We start from the raw sequence: 16,747 nt of genomic DNA, 5'->3' as shown, positions 1-16,747 counted from the left end.
AGGTCGGCCGGGATCATGCGTCTGGCGGCGGTGACGGACCGGCTGAGGGACGCTGGCGATCTTCCCCAGAACCCAGCATGGCGCCGCCGCCCCCTACGTCTGACGCGACAGGTCGTCCACCAGAAGGTCGAGAGTGGCCTCCTCATGGAGCGCGACGCCGAGGGCGATCATGGCGTGGGCGAGATCCGGGTCCCAGTCCGCGTCGACCGGCTGGCCGTCGAGGGCCAGTTGAGGGATGCCCTCGGCCTGACTGCGAGCGGCCAGGTGCTCGTAATCCGCGGTGCCCATGCGCCACGGCCGGGCTTCGTAGCGGCGGATGACCCGGTTGGCCAGAGCGATCCCCGGCCAGTCGAAGTCGCCGTGGTACGCGAAGCGGCAACCCGTGGCGGCGAGGGCGTCGAGAAGTGTGAAGACCACGGTGGCCGCGCTGCCGGAGGTGCACACCAGGGGCTGGACGCAGGCCGCGTCCGCCGCGGCTTCCACCACGCGCGGGTTCTCACAGATGTGGATGAGCGTTCCGGCGGGGAGCTGCAGCCGCAGGCCATGCAGGTCGCGTGGCGTGACGTGCACTTCGGCGTGATGGTCGGCCCGCTCCCGCAGAGCACGCTCCCGCCAGCCCTCGCCGTCGGATCGCAGCCCGTACGTCAGCACCGTGCTGGAGACCTCGTCCGGCGTGACGGACACCAGCCGCCACAGAGCGCGTCGGCCGGCCGCGTCGTCGGGGAACTCGGTGCCGTGCGCGAGGGCGACCCCGCGTTGGACGAGGCGTGCGAGCCAGGTGCCGTCGTCCAGGCCGTGCGCGGAGCCGGTCGTCATGGCGGCGAGTTCTCCTCGACCGCGTGTGCCGTTGCGTTCAGGTCCGTCGGGTCCGAGGAGAGCGGTGAGGACTTGGACCGCCTGCTGGAGGGTCCATGTCGCCGCTTCGGGCGTCACTCCTCTCGGAACACCGGCACGGCGCAGCAGGTCGTACCACTGCCGGGGCCATTCCTGGTCGGCGAGCGGGGAGGCGTCCAGTGACGATGCAAGGGACGACCACACCTGCTCCCGCCGTGCCGCCACGTCCGCGCGGGCGGCACGGCGGTCGGTGAGTGGTGGGCCGAGTTCCTCCAGGGTCCGTCTGAGTCCGAGTCCGGCGGCCGAAGCGCGAAGCCGTGCATCGAGCACGTCGAGCCGTATGGTCACGGCGGCGCCTGTGAGAGGTTTGCCCAGCAGGAGAGACAGGTCGTTGCGTTCCTGGGCGTTCATCGCGGTCAGCCGGAGCGAACCCGTGTCCTGTACGCCGTTGCTCTCCAGGCGTTTACGTGCACCCTGCCAGAGCCGGGTGAGTCCAGGTCCCGTCAGCCAGTCGCGCGTTGCGGCGGGCAGCCCGCTCATACGGACACCAGACGCCGGTGCCGACCGTTCCAGGTGTAGTGCAGGGTGGCCACCCCGCGCACATGGGGATCACGGAGGCACTCGTAGATGTGCAGGGACGGAACCTCGGGCCAGTTGCCCATGAGCCGCTCGCTGGTGAGGACGAAGTCGAGATCGAGGTCGACGAGGATACGGCCCAGCCGGCCATGGGTGGGTTCGTCGACCTTGGCGAAGGCGTCGTCCAGGAGGATCAGGCGCGGCGCGTGCGGTGCCGACTCGGCGAGGCTGGTGAAGTGGGCGGCTGCCGCGGCGAAGAGCACGAGGTAGGAGAGGACTCGTTGTTCGCCCTGGCTGAGACCGGTCCGCCCGGTGAGTTTCCTACGGCGGCCCGGGGCCGCGTCCTCGACCACGAAGGTGTGGAAGCGGAACCAGTCGCGGTAGTCCAGCGCGGTCCGCAGATGGGCGGCGTAACCGGCTGAGGGGTCGGCGCGGCGGGCGTCCTCGATCCGGCGTTGCAGCACCTCGCGCAGCTGCTCGGTCTGGTCGCGCGTCCTGAGGCTCGACGGACTGCGCAGCAACTCGACGGCCGCGCGCACATCCGCGTCCACGTCCTCGTCCAGCTTCCACAGCAGCTCGACGCCGAGGCCGTGGGAGGTGCGTACGGTCTTCAGAGTGTCGTTGAGAGCCGCGACCAGGTTCGCCGCGGTGATGACCTGCGCCGAGAGGTGGTCGCCGAGCTCACCGGTCAGGAACCGCTGGAACACTTCGCGTTCGCGCTCGGTGAGCCGTCCCCGAGCCTCCGCCGCCTGGACCGCGATCCGCTCGCCCACGGCCGCGACGTCATGGGACCCGTGGTCGTCGACCAAGCGGCACACCTTGATCCCGTCGCGCTCCTCCAGCTGCGCGTCGAACCCGCCGGCCAGTTGGTCGCGCAGATCGGTGTGGCGGTTGAGCAAGGTGCTGTCCGACACCTCGCCCTTCGGGCGGCCGAGGGCCTGCGCCACGGCTTCGGCGAGGGCCCGCAGCGCATGCAGACGGCTGCGGACGTCCGCGCCGGGATCGTCCGAGACGTACTCGGGCAGCGAGGACCGGTCGAGGCCGGCGCCGAGTACCACCTCCGGTCGGCCGAGAGCACCGCGGAGAGCGCTGCCGGTGTCGATGACCGCCGTTTCCTGGTCCGCCAGGGTCCCGCGCAGGCGCTTCTCGTCCTCTTCCGCGCGCACGCGAAGGTCGTGGAAATCGTCGCGAGCTCGTTGTGCCGCGGGGAGCGCTTGGACGGCGTTCGTGATGCGCTGCTTGGCGTCCTGCTCGCGGGAGAGGATTTCCTCCTCGGACGACCCGATGGCCTCCTCGCGGGTGCGCAGGTCCTGCTCGGCGGTGCGCAGTCCGGCGAGGTGGAGCCGGTAGCTTTCGTCCGCGGCCAGGCGATCCTCGCGGGCGCGTCCGTACCGGTCGGCATCGGCTTGGTTCGTACCGAGCCGCTCGCCCGTGCCGCTGACGGCCCTGCGCAGATGCCCGATACCACTGAGCAGACCGGCCAGTGCGGTGCGCACACGGTCCAGGGAGGAGGAGTCGCCGGGCAGGTCGTGGGCGGTCGCGGTGGCCTCCGCCTCGGTCCGCGCCGATACCGCGAGAGCGCGTGTCTCCTCGGCCAGCCGTGCCGCCCGGGTCGCCTTGGCGGTCAGGTCGCGCAGGGTCCGCTCGGCTGATTCAGTCCTGCTCCATGCGTCCGCGAGATTCCGTGCCCTGGGGAAATCGCGTTCCGCGAGCGTGAGAGCCCGACGCATGGCATCGGCTACGGCGAGCTCTTCGCGGACATCGGCCAGCCGCTGTTCCGTATGCGCGATCCGCTCCTCCAACTCGGCGAGGGCGCGTCGCCGAGTCTCGGCGCGTACGGCGGCCCCCACGTACTCGGTGTCGCCCTTGTCATGACGGCCGCTGAGTACACCCAGGCGCCAACTGCCGTCGTAGAAAACCGTGTTGTGCGCGGAGGTCTCCTGTGTCGATGCGAGTGCGATGGTGGCCAGGAGACCTCTGACCTGTTCGGAGGTGACGCCGCAATCCGGTTCAGGGGCTGGGCGCAGGGCCGAGTCGAGAGATGGCCCGTCGGACAGTACGGGACCCGACTGGAGAAGGGTGTCCCGGGTGCGCGGATCGAGAAGGACGCCGTCCGCACTCACCCACGCGTCCAGGATTCCACTCGCCTCCAACGCCCCTTCCAGGCCAGCCCGTTCGGCCGGAGCCAGGTCGTCCGCGAAGTCCACGAGCCGGTAGAAAGGGGCTCCACTGCCCGGCGTCCTCGCGGCGGCGCGATGGTGCGGGGCCGGTGGCTCGGGGTCGGTACGTTGCTCCCAGTCCCGCTTCTGCTCCGCCAGGTGGTCGAGTTCCTCGCCGAGCCGGTTGACGCCGAGTGCCAGGGCGTCCCGGCGTCCGGTGAGTTCCTCGCCGTACGGCTCCAACGCGGCCTGAGCTGTCCGCCGCGCCTGGCTGTCGACGTCGGGCGGCAGAGTGCGGTCCGCGAAGGGTGCGTCGGTAGAGGTCTCGTGGCCGACGGTGGCGTGGACGGCGTTCAGCGACGGGCAGTCGGGGCCCAGCGCATTCTGCGTGCGCGCCGCCCACTCAGCGACTTGACGGGTGTAGGCGCCGCTCTCGTCGGCGACCTTCTGACGGCTGCCGTCGAGATGGCCGGCGGCGTCTTCCGCCTCGCCCTCCAGCCGTTCCCGCTCGGCATCGGCCTGAGCCGCCGTGGCCCGGGCCTCGTCCGCCCGTGAGATGAGGCGGGTCACCTCCTGAACCATCCGGGCCCGGTTTTTCGCGACCGCCTCGGCGTCCTCCAACTGGGCCTGCCAGGACCGCAGCCCTTCCCGCGCCGTGACCGCGTCCACGCGGGCCACCGACCGGTGCCGTACGGTACGCGTCTCCCCTTCCGGAGTCGTCAGCTCGGTCTCGGTGGCCTGGGCGAGAACCGTGCGCGGCAGAGCCACTGCCTCGCCGAGATGGCCGGTGGGAAGCTCGGCCTTCTCCGCCTGCGTCAGCAGCTCCCGGTGTTCGGTTCCCAGCTCGGCCAGCCGACTTCCGAGGTGTTCGACACCTTCGGCCAGCCGCTCCGCCGAGCCCTCCTCCGCGTCGTGGGCGTTGCGCAGGGTGGTGAACGCGGCCGCGGCTGCGGTGTGCAGCGCCTCCACCGTGCCGCGGCGCTCCGACAGTTCACGCAGGCTGCGGTAGGCGTGACTGGCGTGCAGGGCGGCCAGGTCGGTCCGGGCGTCCTGTTCCTCCTCGCGCAAGGTTTCCAGCCGGCCTTCCGACTCCTCCTCCTGCGTCCTCAGGTCGCTCGTCCGCTGTGCGGCGTCTCCCGCCGCCCGGCGCCGCTGAGCGAGGACACCCAGCTCGTGGCTCACTCTCTGGGCGGAGGTGCGCAGGACCCCCGCCAGGTAGCCGCGGTAACTGGTGAGGAACGTGCGCAAGGCCGCGTCGGTGCGTTCCAGGCGGCCGAGTTCGTCCCGTACGGCGTCCAGGTCGTGGAGGTTGCGCGCCACCTTCTCCACCACGTCCTCGTCGAGCCCCGGCAGGGTCTCGCTCAGCAGGGAGACCAGGCCCCATGTTCGATCCGGTCGCCGACCGTCGGGCGCCGCAGCCGGTGGAGGAGCTGGGTGAGGTTGCGGTAGCGCGTCGTGTCGGTGATGCCGAACAGTTCCCGGGCCACGCGTGAGCGGTGCTCGACCGCACGGTCGGTCGTGTTGTCGGAGCCGACGATCTCCTTGAGCCGGTCGACCGGCAGCGGCTTACCGGCCTCGACCAGATGCAGGTCCTCACCGATCCGCAGCGGGGTGACGAAGAACGTCGGCAGCGCCTTCTGCGTCGACTTCGAGGCGCGGATGGCGGCACCGAGCGTCAGGTGGCGGTGACCGCCGTCGTCGTCCGTGCCCCGGAACTCCACCCACAGATACCCGAGACGGTTGGTCTGCTCGAACCCATCCAGCATCAGCCAGGCAAGTGTGGTGCGGCCGGTGCCTGTCGCGTCCAGTGCCCGGGAGTCGCCGTCCAGAAGATACGGAAGCAGCATCTCCAGAGCCTTGGACTTGCCCGCGCCGTTCTTGCCGCGCAGCAGCAGCCGTCCGTCGCCGAAGGAGAACTCCTGCTCGTCGTACTGCCAGACGTTCTGAATGCCCGCCCGGTGCAGCCGGAAGCGGGTGCCGGCGGTCGTCGCAGGGCCGGCGGTTGTCGCAGCGCCGGAACGCGGCAGCGGAACGAGGTCACGCGCGTCGGTGGTCATAGCGGCAACTCCTCTTGAATGTCCGTGCCTTTGCCGACTGCGGTGGCCGGGCGCACCGTGACTTGGGTGGCGTAGCGAGCCGCTGCGGCCAGCAGCACCCAGCCGTCGCCGCCGGGCCGTGCGCCATGGACATCGGTCACCGTGCGTCCTTCCGACGCCTCCTCGGCGTACCCCTCCGGCAGTCCTTCGCCCTCGGCGCGCAGCCGGCCCGCGCGGGCCATCAGCCGCATGCGGACCAGCAGGTCCAGTACGGCTTCTCGCAGGGAGGGAAGGTCCTCCAGGTAGCCGCGTTGCCAGTTGCTGCGCTGCCCGTACTCGGTGATGAGCTCGGCCAGCACCTCATCCACCAGGCCGTCCGGGACGGCCACCCCGATGACGAGCGTCCCGCCGGTCGCCGGATGCCCCGGTTCCTGCGGCCGAAGCCGTTCCACGAGCCGTTCCGCCAGCAGCAGCGCGGCCTGTGCGACGGTCCCGGTGCCCGGCAGGTGCAGATCCGTCAGCTCCTCGTCGGGGTCCACCAGCGCCACGCCCTCGGCACGGATCTCCATTTCCAGGCCCAGGAGTTCGGAGAAAGCCTGGGCCTCCCGGCGCTGCCGGGTACGCAGCCAGTCACGCTCGGCGTCCGTCAGCTCGTCGAGGTGGACGACGGGTGTCTCGACGAGCATCCGGCGCACGTAGGTGCGTGGTCCGCCGAAGCCCGGGTCCGCTGCCCGCCGGACCAGGTCGGCGCCGTCCCGTGCCTGGGAGAGCGGGCCGGCGACGACCACGCGTGCCAGCTCCCGATCTATCGTGATCAGGGCTTCTCCGCCCGCCTCCTGCGCAAGCGCGGCCACCTGGCCCTCGGTCTCGATGAGCACGCCCCAGTCGACGAGTTGGCGCAGAGCCGCGACCAGGGTCCGCTTCCCGGCCGCCCGGCCCGTTTCCTCCAGCTCGATCCCGGCGTCGGCTGCGGCAGCCCTGATATCGGCGACCAGGTGTGACAGCAGCATCTGCTCGGGCGCGGTCACCAGCACGGACAGGGCCAGCGCGAGGCAGGCGTACGTGTGTGGGGTGAACGGGGTGCCGGTGGAGCGCTCCAGCCGATGACCCGAACCCGCCCCCAGCCCTGCCTTGAACAGCCGGGCGTAGGAGCTGTCGACCAGCAGGCGGTAGCCGAGCACCTGCTGGAACCGTTTGCCCAGCCAGTCGGCGTGCCGGCGGATCAGCGGGAAGAGGTCGGCGTGGGGGCCGTCCGACGCGACCAGCGGGTGGGCGAGCAGCAAGCGGGCGGCGGTGCGGCGCTCAGCTGCCAGGGCTACGTCGTGAGTCGAGGGGAGGCTCATGACACGCTCGCCTCCGCTTCGCCGTCGACCGCGGCGGAGGTGCGCCCGATGTCCAGCTCCAGGTCGTCCAGCAGCAGGTCGCCGTCGGCCGAGTACAGCACCGTTCGCGAGCCTGCCGTCCGGCGCACGGTGAGGCGGATACGCAGTTCGGCGTCTTCACTGCTGGCCGAGTCGAGGTCGAACCCCGCCGTCCTCTCCCCGTCCGTGCTGACGGGCCTGCTGAGCTGTGCGTTTCCGAGCGCTGTGGCCAGCAGCTCCAGGAGCAGGCTGAGTGCCGCTGACGTGAGGCGTACCTCGGCGAACCGGCCGGATGCGCTGCGCAGTTCGTCCGCCGCCGCTGCTCTGGCCGCTGCCCGCTGACGGGCTGCCTCCCTCAGCAGCTGCTTCTGCGCGGAGTGGTCCTCCACCGCGGAGGCCCGGCCCCGCTGGGCGCGGCTGCCTCTCTCCCGCAGGGCCACCGGTACCTCGACCATCGGACCGGTCCACCAGCTCGTGTAGGCGGGCACCACCTCGTCGGCGGCCGGAGGTATGCCCAGATGGCGGGCGCCGTACAGCCCGAAGGCGGCGACGGCGATGTCGTGTGCGTCCCGCGGCGCCGCTTCGTCGAACCAGCGGGCCAGCCGCAGCAGATCCTTGCGCCGGGACATCTCCCCGGTGGCCGACCGCAGCATCCGCTTGGCGTTGGCGAGCAAGGACTGCAACGCGCGCAGGGTGGCATCGCGTAGCTGGTCGACCTGGCTGCCCTGGCCGTCGGTGTTGCTGAACCAGCCGCGCAGGCCCTCCCAGTCCGCGAGCTCGCGGCCCCGGCTGCGCTGGATCCGGACATCCGGGCGACTTTCGCCCTCCGTCTGCGCCTGCACCTGCGTCTGCGCCGAGAGCCCGGTGAGCCCTTGGGCGTGGGAGTCCAGCCGGTCCAGCAGAGCCGGGATGTGTGGCCACAGGGTGTCCAACGCCGCCGAGATCCGGGGCGCGCGGAACGCCACGTCCTCCGTGATCGCCTCGACGTAGTCCAGGAGCAGCTCCTTGAAGCCCTGGTACTCGGCGCTGTCCAGGTCGTAGCGGGACAGCACCTGGCCGAGGTAGGCGTAGAAGTCGCGTATGGAGTCCGCGAACTCGGTGAACTGCACGAACAGCGTGCTGATCCGCTCCAGTCCGTCCTGCGGTTCGACGCCACCCGGCGCGGTCACAAGGTCGGCCAGCTCGCGTAGTCCGCGCTCGACCAGTGCCAGCAGTTCGTTGCTCACCTCGCGGGCGGCGTCGGCTTCGGCCAGGACTCCGTCGGCGTCCCGCTGGATACGTTCGCCCAGTTTCGACAGCTGGTAGCGCGAGCGGGATCGCTGGTACTCACTGATGCTGGACGCGTTCACCGTGTGGCTGCTGCGGAGCAGGTTTCCCCACTGGACCAGCTGTTCCAGCCGGACCGTGAGAGTGTCGGCGTCGAGTCCTGCGGCGGAAGCACCGGCCTGGCGCAGTTTCGCCATGATGTCCGGGACGGCGAGATCCGCCAGCAACGTTCCGCAGAAGACCCGCATGATCGCGACGTGCTCCAGCTGCTCCGGCGCGCTGAGGTACGTGTACGCGTTCAGCCGCCGCCGCGCCTCCTCGTCGGCGTCCTGACCTGCACCGGATGCTTATGCCCCCATGCCCGTGAGGTTACGCGGCGCATACGGGCGCCACCGGTGGGTGGCCGAAAATGCCACAGACGTGTGCCGGCCTGTGGCGATTCCCGTGGCAGCGGCGTGTGCGGCATGGGGGCGGCCGACGTCCCCGGCTCACCCTGAATGGGCCCTTCGGTTTCTGTGCTGAGTGGCCTCCAGGAGAATGGGGTACGTTCAGGCCGATATCGATGGGGGCGGAGACGGAAGGAGGCACGCGGTGTCGTACGAACCCAAACTCGCCGCGGCCCTTTCCGGCGCGACGCTGCGCCAGCTGTCCCACTGGCGCCGAGCCTCCGGGCCCAAGGGCGCCGTGCTCGTGCCCGAGATTTCCAGCGAGAGGCCGATCCTCTACTCGTTCCGCGACGTTGTTGCACTCCGTATCTGTGTGCAGCTGCGCGAAGAGGCTTCGTTGCAGAAGATCCGCCGTGCGCTGAACACACTTCGAGAAGACCTCGGCGAGTGGGAGCACCTCTCCTCTTACAAACTCGTCGCAGGCCCGGACACGATCTATCTGGCTGAACCCGACCACGCCGTGTACCTGATCAAGGGGGGCAACGTGGTCATCCACCAGATGGTGGATGTTCTCGCGCCCTTCTATAAGGACGGCCGCAGCATTCCCGCTCTGCTCACCCCCCGTGAGCATGTCGCGGTCGACGAGTCGGTCCGCGGCGGAGAACCGGTCATCCAAGGCACCAGGATCCCGGCGTCAGATGTCGCTGCCCTCGTAAGAGACGGCATCCCGCCGGACCAGATCGGTGAGTTCTACCCAGGCGTGACGGCCGAGGCCGCCCGGGACGCCGCCGACTTCAGCGAGTACGTCGACAGCTATGGCAGCAGCGAGCCCCGGCAGGTCGTCGCTTGAAACTGCTGCTCGACGAGAACGTGCCCCGCCCCATGGCCGAGATCGTGCGCATCCTGTTGAAGGCACATGAAGTCGTTCACGTCCACGAGCTCAAGGGCTGAACGGGCACGAAGGACATCGAGCTGTACGCCAAGGCCAAGGCCGACGGCTTCGAGGTCGTCATCACCAACGACACCAAGCAGCTCGGCCGGCCACTCGAAGTAGCCGCCATCGCACAGTCGGGCCTGCATCGCATCGAGTACCGCCAGAACAACAAGCACGGTGGTCTGGTGGGCCTGGGCACGGCGATCGCCACTGTCTGCGCGGCCCTTCCTCACGCCCTGTCCGAACTCGAAGCAGCTGACGGCCAGCGTCTCGTCTCTCTGACGTCGATCGACCCGACCCGGCAGAAGCGCCTCCAGATCACGGACCGGCCGTCGCCCTGCCTAAGCACTGGCCGGGGCGCGATTCGGCCGCTGAGTCCTGACGCCTCGATACACGAGGGTTCCCGGCCGGTACCCCATGGGAAGCGATGCCGGGAAATGATCTGGCATCGCCGCCTGAGCTGCGTCTCATCAAGACTCACTGCCGAGCTCTTCCTGGAGTTCGGCGATGCGGCGTTGGGTTGCCGCCGCGTTCTTCTGCTGACGGGTCAACTTCGCCTCGGCGGCAGCCAGTTCCCGGGCAAGCCGCTCTCGATCAGCTGCCGCCCGCTCACGGATGGTCCCGTCATCGCGGTACGCCGGCCCTACCCGCTCACTGCTCACTACACCGCGACGCTCTCCGCACTCCGGGCAGTCGACGAGGCGGGTGGAGACGTAGGTGTTCTCGCGATGCTGAATATAAGGCACCACGTGGTCGCAACGGAGAGTGGGATCCCAACTATCGAAGTCCTTCTTGCGTTCCTCCCGTGAGGGCCAGGAAGCGAACAGCCTGGCGAGCTTCTCCATCTGCTTCGGCCCCATCGGCGGTGGCGGGCAGCAGAAACAGCAGTGCGTTACCCGAGAACCGCTGACGGTCCACCGGGCGTCCCGGCAGTCGGCGTGCCGCTCCCGGAACTTCTGGTCGGCTTCCTCGTATTCGCGCTTCTCCGCCTCGGACAACTTCAGGAGGGGTGGCCAGCTCCCCAGCTCATCCGTCATGGGCAGTCCGCATCCGCGGCAGGGCTCACCAGCCACGTACTCCGCCCAGCTTAGGCGTGTACCTTCTCGCTCCCACCGCTCATCCCGCTCGCGGCGCCGCCGGTCATCCGCTTCGGCTTCGAGGGCCGAGCGCAGAGCACGCTTGGCGGCTCGTTGCCGCTCCTGCTTCTCCGTGAGCTTGGCCATGGGCTTCACCCTCCGCTCGCCGGGTTCCTGTGCACGACCGCGGGAATCCATGCTGGCGTGGCCGCTCCGTATGCCGACTGTCCGTGTGGTGGATGACAACTTGCAACCGGACTCGGATCGCAAGCGGCCTTCAGGCGACTGATGTCGTCTGGTGCGGGCAGTCGGAGGTTGCTGATTTGATACGCCGTCAGCGAGCCCTCTGCGGAGGGCATGAACAGCAGGGCAAATGACGCAAGGGGCAATCTTGCCAGCCCGGCACCTGCCCTGAACGGGGATTTGCGTGATGTCTGTGACTAAGCGCTACGGCTGGTCACGCTTCTAGGTGTAGGTGTCACGGGAAGTGATACCCCCCGGCTGTTTCAGCACCTGGCTGGTCCGTGAGGCCCTGGCCGAGTCCCGCCCTACCTGGGGATCGTCCGGTCTGATGCCATGGACGAAGTGCAGGTTGGAGCACCATCGTTGGGGGCGATGTGGGGACATCCACGCGATGGAAGGGGCCGAACGGCGATCCGTGGAGCTCCGCCGGGAGGCGGCTGGCGCGCTGGCGGGATGACTCGCGCAACGCGGATCAGCGGCTGGAGGAGATCGCGGCGGACCACCTGAGCGCCCTGCACGAGACACTCCGTGCCGATCGATCGGCCTTCGGATTGTACGACACGGCCTGTGCGGCCGGTGAAAGGCTCGCCGGGGCTCTGGGATCGCTGGCCACAGAGGGCGCGGAGTCGGAGGACGCGCTTGTCGCACGTCTCGTGTCGGAGGTCGGAGGGGACGGCGGCACACTCGCCGACGCCGCGGTGCGCAGGGGCATGGCCGCGGCGGTCCGCGATGTCCGGAGCAGACGTCCCGAACTGGACGACGCCATGGGCGGAGGCGCCGGCGGCGGTGGCTTCACCTGGGACATCCTGTGCGACCTCTACCAGGTGTTCTTCGCCGACATGGTGGGGGAGTTCCTCAGGTCCGTTGTCGCCGAGCACGTCAAGCTGTCGGTCCCGGTGCTCATCGCGACCGATCCGGAAAGCAGGATCGCCGACTGGGTCGCGGAGAAAGTGGTGGACCTGGTGCCGAATCCCTGTGAGGAGTCCGCCGAAGCGACGGACCTCGCACAGGCTGTGGATACCGCGCAGTCGGTGGTGGGCGCTGTGCAGGATCCGGCGGCTGCACTGCCCAAGATCGCCGAGTCGTTGGTACCGCGGGCGGTCGGAAAGGTACTTGGCCTGATCACTGAGGAGATCACCGGAGAGGAGGGAGCTGCGGCGTGACCGATTCCGACGACTTCTTGTGGTGGCGCGGCCCCCAGGGCGACCGACCTCGTAGCGACCGCTGGACGGAAATCGGCGAGGAAGCCTTCCAGGAACAGGAGCGCCGCATCACTGGCCGGCACCATCTGCCCGGTCCCGTCCCCGACTGGGCCGAGGATCTGTTTCGCGTCGCCAGGGCTGCGTTCATCGCCGACAAGTACGTACGCCGGACCGGAGTACGGGACCGGTGGACCCGGCGGATCAGCCTCGCCGTACCTGTAACGGAACACGAGCGATGGGGAAGCGCAGCAGTCCGTACCCACCTCACCGCGCTGCTCCAAGTCCTCACCGGAGACCTATGGAATGTGGACTTCCGGCCTCTCACCGGTCACTACGTCGAGGAGGCACTGGTCTCTCCGGACGAACCACGCGCCTCGGAAGTCGCCCTGTTCTCCGGCGGACTGGATTCGCTCAGCTGGGCCGCCACCCGTTCGCACGCTGACGACTCCCGACCGCTGCTGCTCGTGATGTTCCGCGAGATCGGCTTGCTGCGTCTCCAGCAGCGGGTGTACAAGGCCGTCGAACGGCTGGGCGCAACACGACCGGTGCTGCTGTTGCCGATGAGCCAGACCCCGGCGGGCGACGGCTCGGGGTCACGGCTGGAGACCTCCTCCCGCACGCGTGGCCTGCTGTACGCGGCCGGCGCGATCCGGGCCGCTACTGCGCACGGGGTGGGCACCGTCCACATCCCCGAGAACGGCCAGCTTGCCCTCAATCCGCCTCTGACACCCGCGCGTTCGGCTGCTTGCTCCACACGTTCCGTGCACCCGCGGACGCTGGCCAGTCTGAACGCCTTGGTAACTGCCGTGAGCGACACGGAGAGCACGGTGCAGGTGGTCAACCCCTTGGCACAGCTCACGAAAGGCGAGGTGTGCAAGGCCGGACGTACTGCGGGCCTCACCCCGTTCGACCTGGAGTCCACCCTGAGCTGCGGCAAGCCGCCAACCCGCCGAAGCGGCGGCCCTCCCATCGCCAACTGCGGCGTCTGCTTCCCGTGCCTCGTGCGCCGCTCCGGGCTACTCCACGCCGACGGTATCGACGGCACCGAGTACGAGGCATCGCCATGGGCGGACGACCTACCACTTGACCGGGGTGCCGACTGGCGGGCGCTGCAGCGGTGGCTGCTGGGCCGGTACACCCTTACGGATGTCTTCACCGATACCCCGCTGCCGCCGGACACGGACCCGGCGCTGGCGTTCGATTTGATCAGGCGCGGGCGGGAAGAGTTGGCCCGGCTGCTTCAGATCGCGGATGCGACAGAGGCTGACGCGGCGTAGGCGGCGAGCGAGATCCAGGTCGCACAGGGCCGCCTTGGTGGTTATGGGACGGCATTGTCGAAGTGTCCTGGACGCAGTCCCTGCGCAGAGCGTCCACTGATCCGGGGCAAGGCTTTTCGCCTACCCCTTCGGGTCGTGAGTTGAGGGCCCAGACGCACCCTGTCGTAGACTCGCTGTCTCAAATCCCAAACGACGTGCACTCGACCACAGTGCTTGAACTCTGAGCGTGCGCCCAGAGAAATCCCAAACGGCGTGCACCCGGCGGTGCGTGGCCTACGTCTTCTACTGTCCTTCCTGAAGCCAGGGATCACCGGCTCACTCGTCCGGTGGGAGATCCCCCGACCTCAGGAAGGAACCACGTCGTGCAGCTGAGGCTGATGTACGTGATCATCGCGGTCCTCGCGGCGCTTGTTGCCGCTCTGGTCGGCGGCGTCGTGACCGTCGTCGAGGGAGAGCGCCCCACGGCGGCCTTCAAGACTGGAGCATTGACCTTCGCTGGCTCCCTGACGCTCCTTATGGTGGTCATGGGGGCCCTGGGGGTGGTGGGCTCGTGAGCGACATGAGTGCCCTTGGAGGACACGTGCAGGCCGAGAGTGCCTCCTCGCTCGGCGAGGTGCTCGCGAAGGTGCGCCGCCACCGCATGCATCTCTCGCGGCTGATGAACGCTCACGACGCGACCCGCCTCGTCCTCGGGTTGTTGTACCTGAGCCGGAAAGCGCACGCCGAGCCCGGCACCGGCGTACCGACATGGTCGTGGTTGATGGGGCAGCCGGCAGAGCGTGGCTCGGGAATCCGCGCTGCCGTGAGCAAGTGTCTGAGCCACTGGCTTCCCCCAACCGACGAACAGGGCGCTGACGCGGGCACGACGAGCCTGATGCCCGTTCCGCACTCTGGTTCCGAAGGACACCTGCACGCTCTCGTCCAGGCCATCGGTTCCATCCAGCGGGTCGGGCCCCTGCTCGATCAGTGCCTCCGTGACCTCTCGGCGGACCAGGCTGAGGGAAGCCGCTACTTCACGCCGGATGACATGGCGCGTCTCATGGTCGGTGTGGCCGTCCCCCGTGACAGGCACAGAGTGCTGGACCCGGTCTGCGGTTCAGGGGGACTGCTCGTCGAGAGTCACCGCTACGTCCGCGAAAGCGTCGGGCTGGACCCGACCATGTCCTTGCAGGGAAAGGAGCAGCACGCCCACACCTCACAGGTGGCCCGCATGAACTTCGCGGTACGTGGGATCGCGGCTTACGTCTTCCCGCCCGGGGACAGCCTCGCGGAGCCCGAACCCGAGCCCCACGACATCATCCTGGCCAACCTCCCCTTCAACCAGCGCGATTGGGCACCGGAGGACAAGACGGAGCGGGGCGTCCGTCGGCCGCCTCCCCCGGTCCCGGTCGATCCCAGGTGGCCGGAGGAGTCTCCGTCCAGAGGATCCGCCAACTCCGCGTGGATTCAGCACATCGCGCACGCGCTGGCTCCGGCCGGACGTGCCGTCTTCCTGATGGCCGACAGCGTGGCCAACAGCAGACAGCCCGTCAACCGAAGGCTCCGCGAACGCCTCCTGCGTGACGATCTCGTCGAGTGCGTAATCGCTCTGCCACCTCGCGTGTTCGGTCACTCCAAAGCTCCCGCCTGTCTGTGGGTGCTCAACAAGGACAAGAGCGCGCGCCCCGGCTGGGGTGTCCGGGACCGACGCCAACAGGTGCTGTTCGTCAACGCGCGGCGAGCCTTCGAACCGGTCCCGAATTCGAGAGCGCGGAGGCTGAGCGAGAAGAACACAGCATCGGTCCTGACCACCCTGGCGGCCTGGCGTGGCCTCTCCGAGAACGGTGCCGCGGCCTCGCCGTACAACGACGTAGTCGGCTGGTCCCGAAGCTGCTCCACCAAGGAGATCGCCAACCGGGAGTCCAGCCTGATGCCGACCTCGTACGCCGTGGAGCCTCCTGGACCAGAGCGGGACACACGGAGCCGGGTCGAGCAGCTCAAGCTCGAACTAACCGATCAGTTCGAGCAGATGCGCGCCCTGGAACTCCAACTGTTGGACGCCTTGGAGGAGATCTGATGGAAGCCAATGCCGACCATGTGGCCTCAGGTGAAGCGGATTGGCAGACGACCTCCATCAATCATGAGCGGATCCACGGGCGCATCTACACCACTTCCGGTTTCCTCGACGACGCGACTGGCGATCAGACTGCAGGAGTCGTCAGCTCGACGTTCGTCCAGAACGGCAGGATCCTCTCGCCCAGGGCCAATGCGTATCGGCCCAGCGAATCCCCGCCCAGCCGGGCAACCCTCAGGGAGGGCGATCTGGCCGTCGTACTCGTTCGACGGGTGGGCGATTCCGCACTGGTCACCGCCGAGCACGCGGGATGTACAGCGACCAGGTCAATCGGCATCATCCGCGCTGAGCCGCACATAGTGCGGTGGCTGCGTATCTGGCTACAGACACCGACGGCGAAGGCTCGCATCGACGAGGATGTGACGGCACATATCGAGCCCACCATCAGCCTCGAAACCCTCCACCGCATTCTGTTTCCACTGCCTCCGCCAGACGTCATCAGCGCGTACCACCGGGCCTTCGGCCTCATCGAGGAGATGACCGCCCTCTACCAGGAGGCCGCCCGCAAGGCGGTGGAACTGGCCGACGCCCTTCATGACGACTGGGCGTCGACGATTCCGCCGTGGGAGACACGATCACTCGCGAAAGTCGCCAAGTCGAAGACGGGCAAAGGTTCCGAACGCTCGCTTCCCTCGCTGCCCACAGAACCCACCACCGACGTAACCGATGCAGTCGCCCCTAAAGATCTCTACGACCTCCCAGTGCCCCATGTCCAGGGGTTCCGTCTGTGCAGTCCAGCGAACGACGGCGAGGCATCCCCTCCCGGCACCTTGCTGCTGAGCACCCGTTCCGACGGTGCACACATCGTTGTGCTGAGCCAACCAGCAACACCGCTCAGAAGCGTCGTGGCCATACGACCTGGTGAGGACGAGGACGGTTGGTGGCTGCTCCACGAACTCAGGAGCAGGAGCAGCGACATCGCGCGGCTGGCGCAGGGCCAGAACGGGCGGGAAATCTCGGCCGGCGCCCTCAAGCGCCTGGAGGTCACCTGGCCAGACCGGTTCACGCGCACCGATTTCCACGCGGTGGCCGATCCCCTGCACGCCGCGGCGCGACTCCTCGGCGCCAAGATCGCGACGCTGCACACCCTGCGGGAGGCGCTCCTGCGCGACATCTCAGCGAAGGCCGGCGTCCTCCGGGAACCGACACCGATGGCGTGACCAGCCGAGCCCTTCAGACCCGTTGCCGCTTCGGCGGTCGATCAATACCCATCACCTCGCTTCACCACGGGCTATGGCTCGCAGTGTGGTGGCCGAGGTCCGACCAAGCTGAGGTCCAACAGGA

General features: G+C 68.7%; 13 protein-coding genes. 6 read left to right on the top strand and 7 right to left on the bottom strand.

Annotation, left to right across the window (positions count from 1 at the left end; translation table 11 throughout):
- Positions 1–93 precede the first annotated feature (93 nt).
- From MID12_RS13235 to MID12_RS13215, 5 genes are read right to left on the bottom strand one after another with little or no spacing between them, the layout of a single operon-like run.
- Entirely contained in the window at positions 94–1,374 is a 1,281-nt protein-coding gene (locus MID12_RS13235) for a TIGR02679 family protein (protein ID WP_263167230.1), read from the bottom strand.
- On the bottom strand, positions 1,371–4,901 hold the full coding sequence (locus tag MID12_RS13230; protein WP_263167228.1) for a TIGR02680 family protein: 3,531 nt from the start codon (positions 4,899–4,901) through the stop codon (positions 1,371–1,373). The genes MID12_RS13235 and MID12_RS13230 overlap by 4 nt, the downstream gene beginning before the upstream one ends.
- 29 nt (positions 4,902–4,930) lie before the next feature.
- Positions 4,931–5,626 (bottom strand): hypothetical protein, encoded by a 696-nt coding sequence (locus tag MID12_RS13225; RefSeq protein WP_263167226.1) that lies wholly within the window; start codon positions 5,624–5,626, stop codon positions 4,931–4,933.
- Positions 5,623–6,948 (bottom strand): TIGR02678 family protein, encoded by a 1,326-nt coding sequence (locus tag MID12_RS13220; RefSeq protein WP_263167224.1) that lies wholly within the window; start codon positions 6,946–6,948, stop codon positions 5,623–5,625. The genes MID12_RS13225 and MID12_RS13220 overlap by 4 nt, the downstream gene beginning before the upstream one ends.
- On the bottom strand, positions 6,945–8,534 hold the full coding sequence (locus MID12_RS13215; RefSeq protein WP_263173121.1) for a TIGR02677 family protein: 1,590 nt from the start codon (positions 8,532–8,534) through the stop codon (positions 6,945–6,947). Before MID12_RS13215 ends, MID12_RS13220 begins: the two co-directional genes overlap by 4 nt.
- Positions 8,535–8,823: 289 nt before the next feature.
- On the opposite strand from MID12_RS13215, the gene MID12_RS13210 reads away from it, so the two are divergent.
- Positions 8,824–9,468: a DUF433 domain-containing protein gene (locus tag MID12_RS13210; protein WP_263167223.1), complete on the top strand. Its 645-nt coding sequence runs from the start codon at positions 8,824–8,826 to the stop codon at positions 9,466–9,468.
- Here the strand turns inward: MID12_RS13210 and MID12_RS13205 are convergent.
- Together MID12_RS13205 and MID12_RS13200 are read right to left on the bottom strand one after the other, a co-directional pair.
- Positions 9,432–9,728 carry a hypothetical protein gene (locus MID12_RS13205; protein WP_263167221.1) on the bottom strand — a complete coding sequence of 99 codons (297 nt, stop codon included), beginning with the start codon at positions 9,726–9,728 and terminating at the stop codon, positions 9,432–9,434. The genes MID12_RS13210 and MID12_RS13205 overlap by 37 nt on opposite strands.
- Before the next feature lie 294 nt (positions 9,729–10,022).
- Positions 10,023–10,775 (bottom strand): hypothetical protein, encoded by a 753-nt coding sequence (locus MID12_RS13200; protein ID WP_263167219.1) that lies wholly within the window; start codon positions 10,773–10,775, stop codon positions 10,023–10,025.
- Between the two features lie 470 nt (positions 10,776–11,245).
- Between MID12_RS13200 and MID12_RS13195 the strand changes: the two genes are divergently transcribed.
- From MID12_RS13195 to MID12_RS13175, 5 genes are all read left to right on the top strand, one after another.
- A complete protein-coding gene (locus tag MID12_RS13195) occupies positions 11,246–12,034 on the top strand; it encodes a hypothetical protein (RefSeq protein ID WP_263167218.1) in 789 nt (262 codons plus the stop codon).
- Positions 12,031–13,350 carry a 7-cyano-7-deazaguanine synthase gene (locus tag MID12_RS13190; protein WP_263167217.1) on the top strand — a complete coding sequence of 440 codons (1,320 nt, stop codon included), beginning with the start codon at positions 12,031–12,033 and terminating at the stop codon, positions 13,348–13,350. The genes MID12_RS13195 and MID12_RS13190 overlap by 4 nt, the downstream gene beginning before the upstream one ends.
- A gap of 362 nt (positions 13,351–13,712) precedes the next feature.
- On the top strand, positions 13,713–13,904 hold the full coding sequence (locus MID12_RS13185; protein WP_263167215.1) for a hypothetical protein: 192 nt from the start codon (positions 13,713–13,715) through the stop codon (positions 13,902–13,904).
- A 5-nt stretch (positions 13,905–13,909) separates the two neighbouring features.
- On the top strand, positions 13,910–15,406 hold the full coding sequence (locus MID12_RS13180) for an SAM-dependent methyltransferase (RefSeq protein ID WP_263173118.1): 1,497 nt from the start codon (positions 13,910–13,912) through the stop codon (positions 15,404–15,406).
- The gene (locus MID12_RS13175; RefSeq protein ID WP_263167214.1) at positions 15,406–16,623 is read left to right on the top strand and encodes a hypothetical protein; all 1,218 of its coding nucleotides are present in this window, start codon (positions 15,406–15,408) and stop codon (positions 16,621–16,623) included. The genes MID12_RS13180 and MID12_RS13175 overlap by 1 nt, the downstream gene beginning before the upstream one ends.
- Positions 16,624–16,747 lie beyond the last annotated feature (124 nt).

The sequence above is a fragment of the Streptomyces sp. SCSIO ZS0520 genome, from assembly GCF_025643355.1.
GTDB classification, from domain to species: Bacteria; Actinomycetota; Actinomycetes; order Streptomycetales; family Streptomycetaceae; genus Streptomyces; species Streptomyces physcomitrii.
The sequence above is the reverse complement of the archived record's forward strand: the minus strand, read 5'-3'. Positions and strand labels throughout refer to the sequence as shown.

What these genes read in the sequence shown, in the direction of transcription:
- MID12_RS13235 (WP_263167230.1), bottom strand. Translation starts at nt 1,374, where the DNA reads ATGAGCGGGCTGCCCGCCGCAACGCGCGACTGGCTGACGGGACCTGGA.
- MID12_RS13175 (WP_263167214.1), top strand. Translation starts at nt 15,406, where the DNA reads ATGGAAGCCAATGCCGACCATGTGGCCTCAGGTGAAGCGGATTGGCAG.
- MID12_RS13200 (WP_263167219.1), bottom strand. Translation starts at nt 10,775, where the DNA reads ATGGCCAAGCTCACGGAGAAGCAGGAGCGGCAACGAGCCGCCAAGCGT.
- MID12_RS13180 (WP_263173118.1), top strand. Translation starts at nt 13,910, where the DNA reads ATGAGTGCCCTTGGAGGACACGTGCAGGCCGAGAGTGCCTCCTCGCTC.
- MID12_RS13225 (WP_263167226.1), bottom strand. Translation starts at nt 5,626, where the DNA reads ATGACCACCGACGCGCGTGACCTCGTTCCGCTGCCGCGTTCCGGCGCT.
- MID12_RS13220 (WP_263167224.1), bottom strand. Translation starts at nt 6,948, where the DNA reads ATGAGCCTCCCCTCGACTCACGACGTAGCCCTGGCAGCTGAGCGCCGC.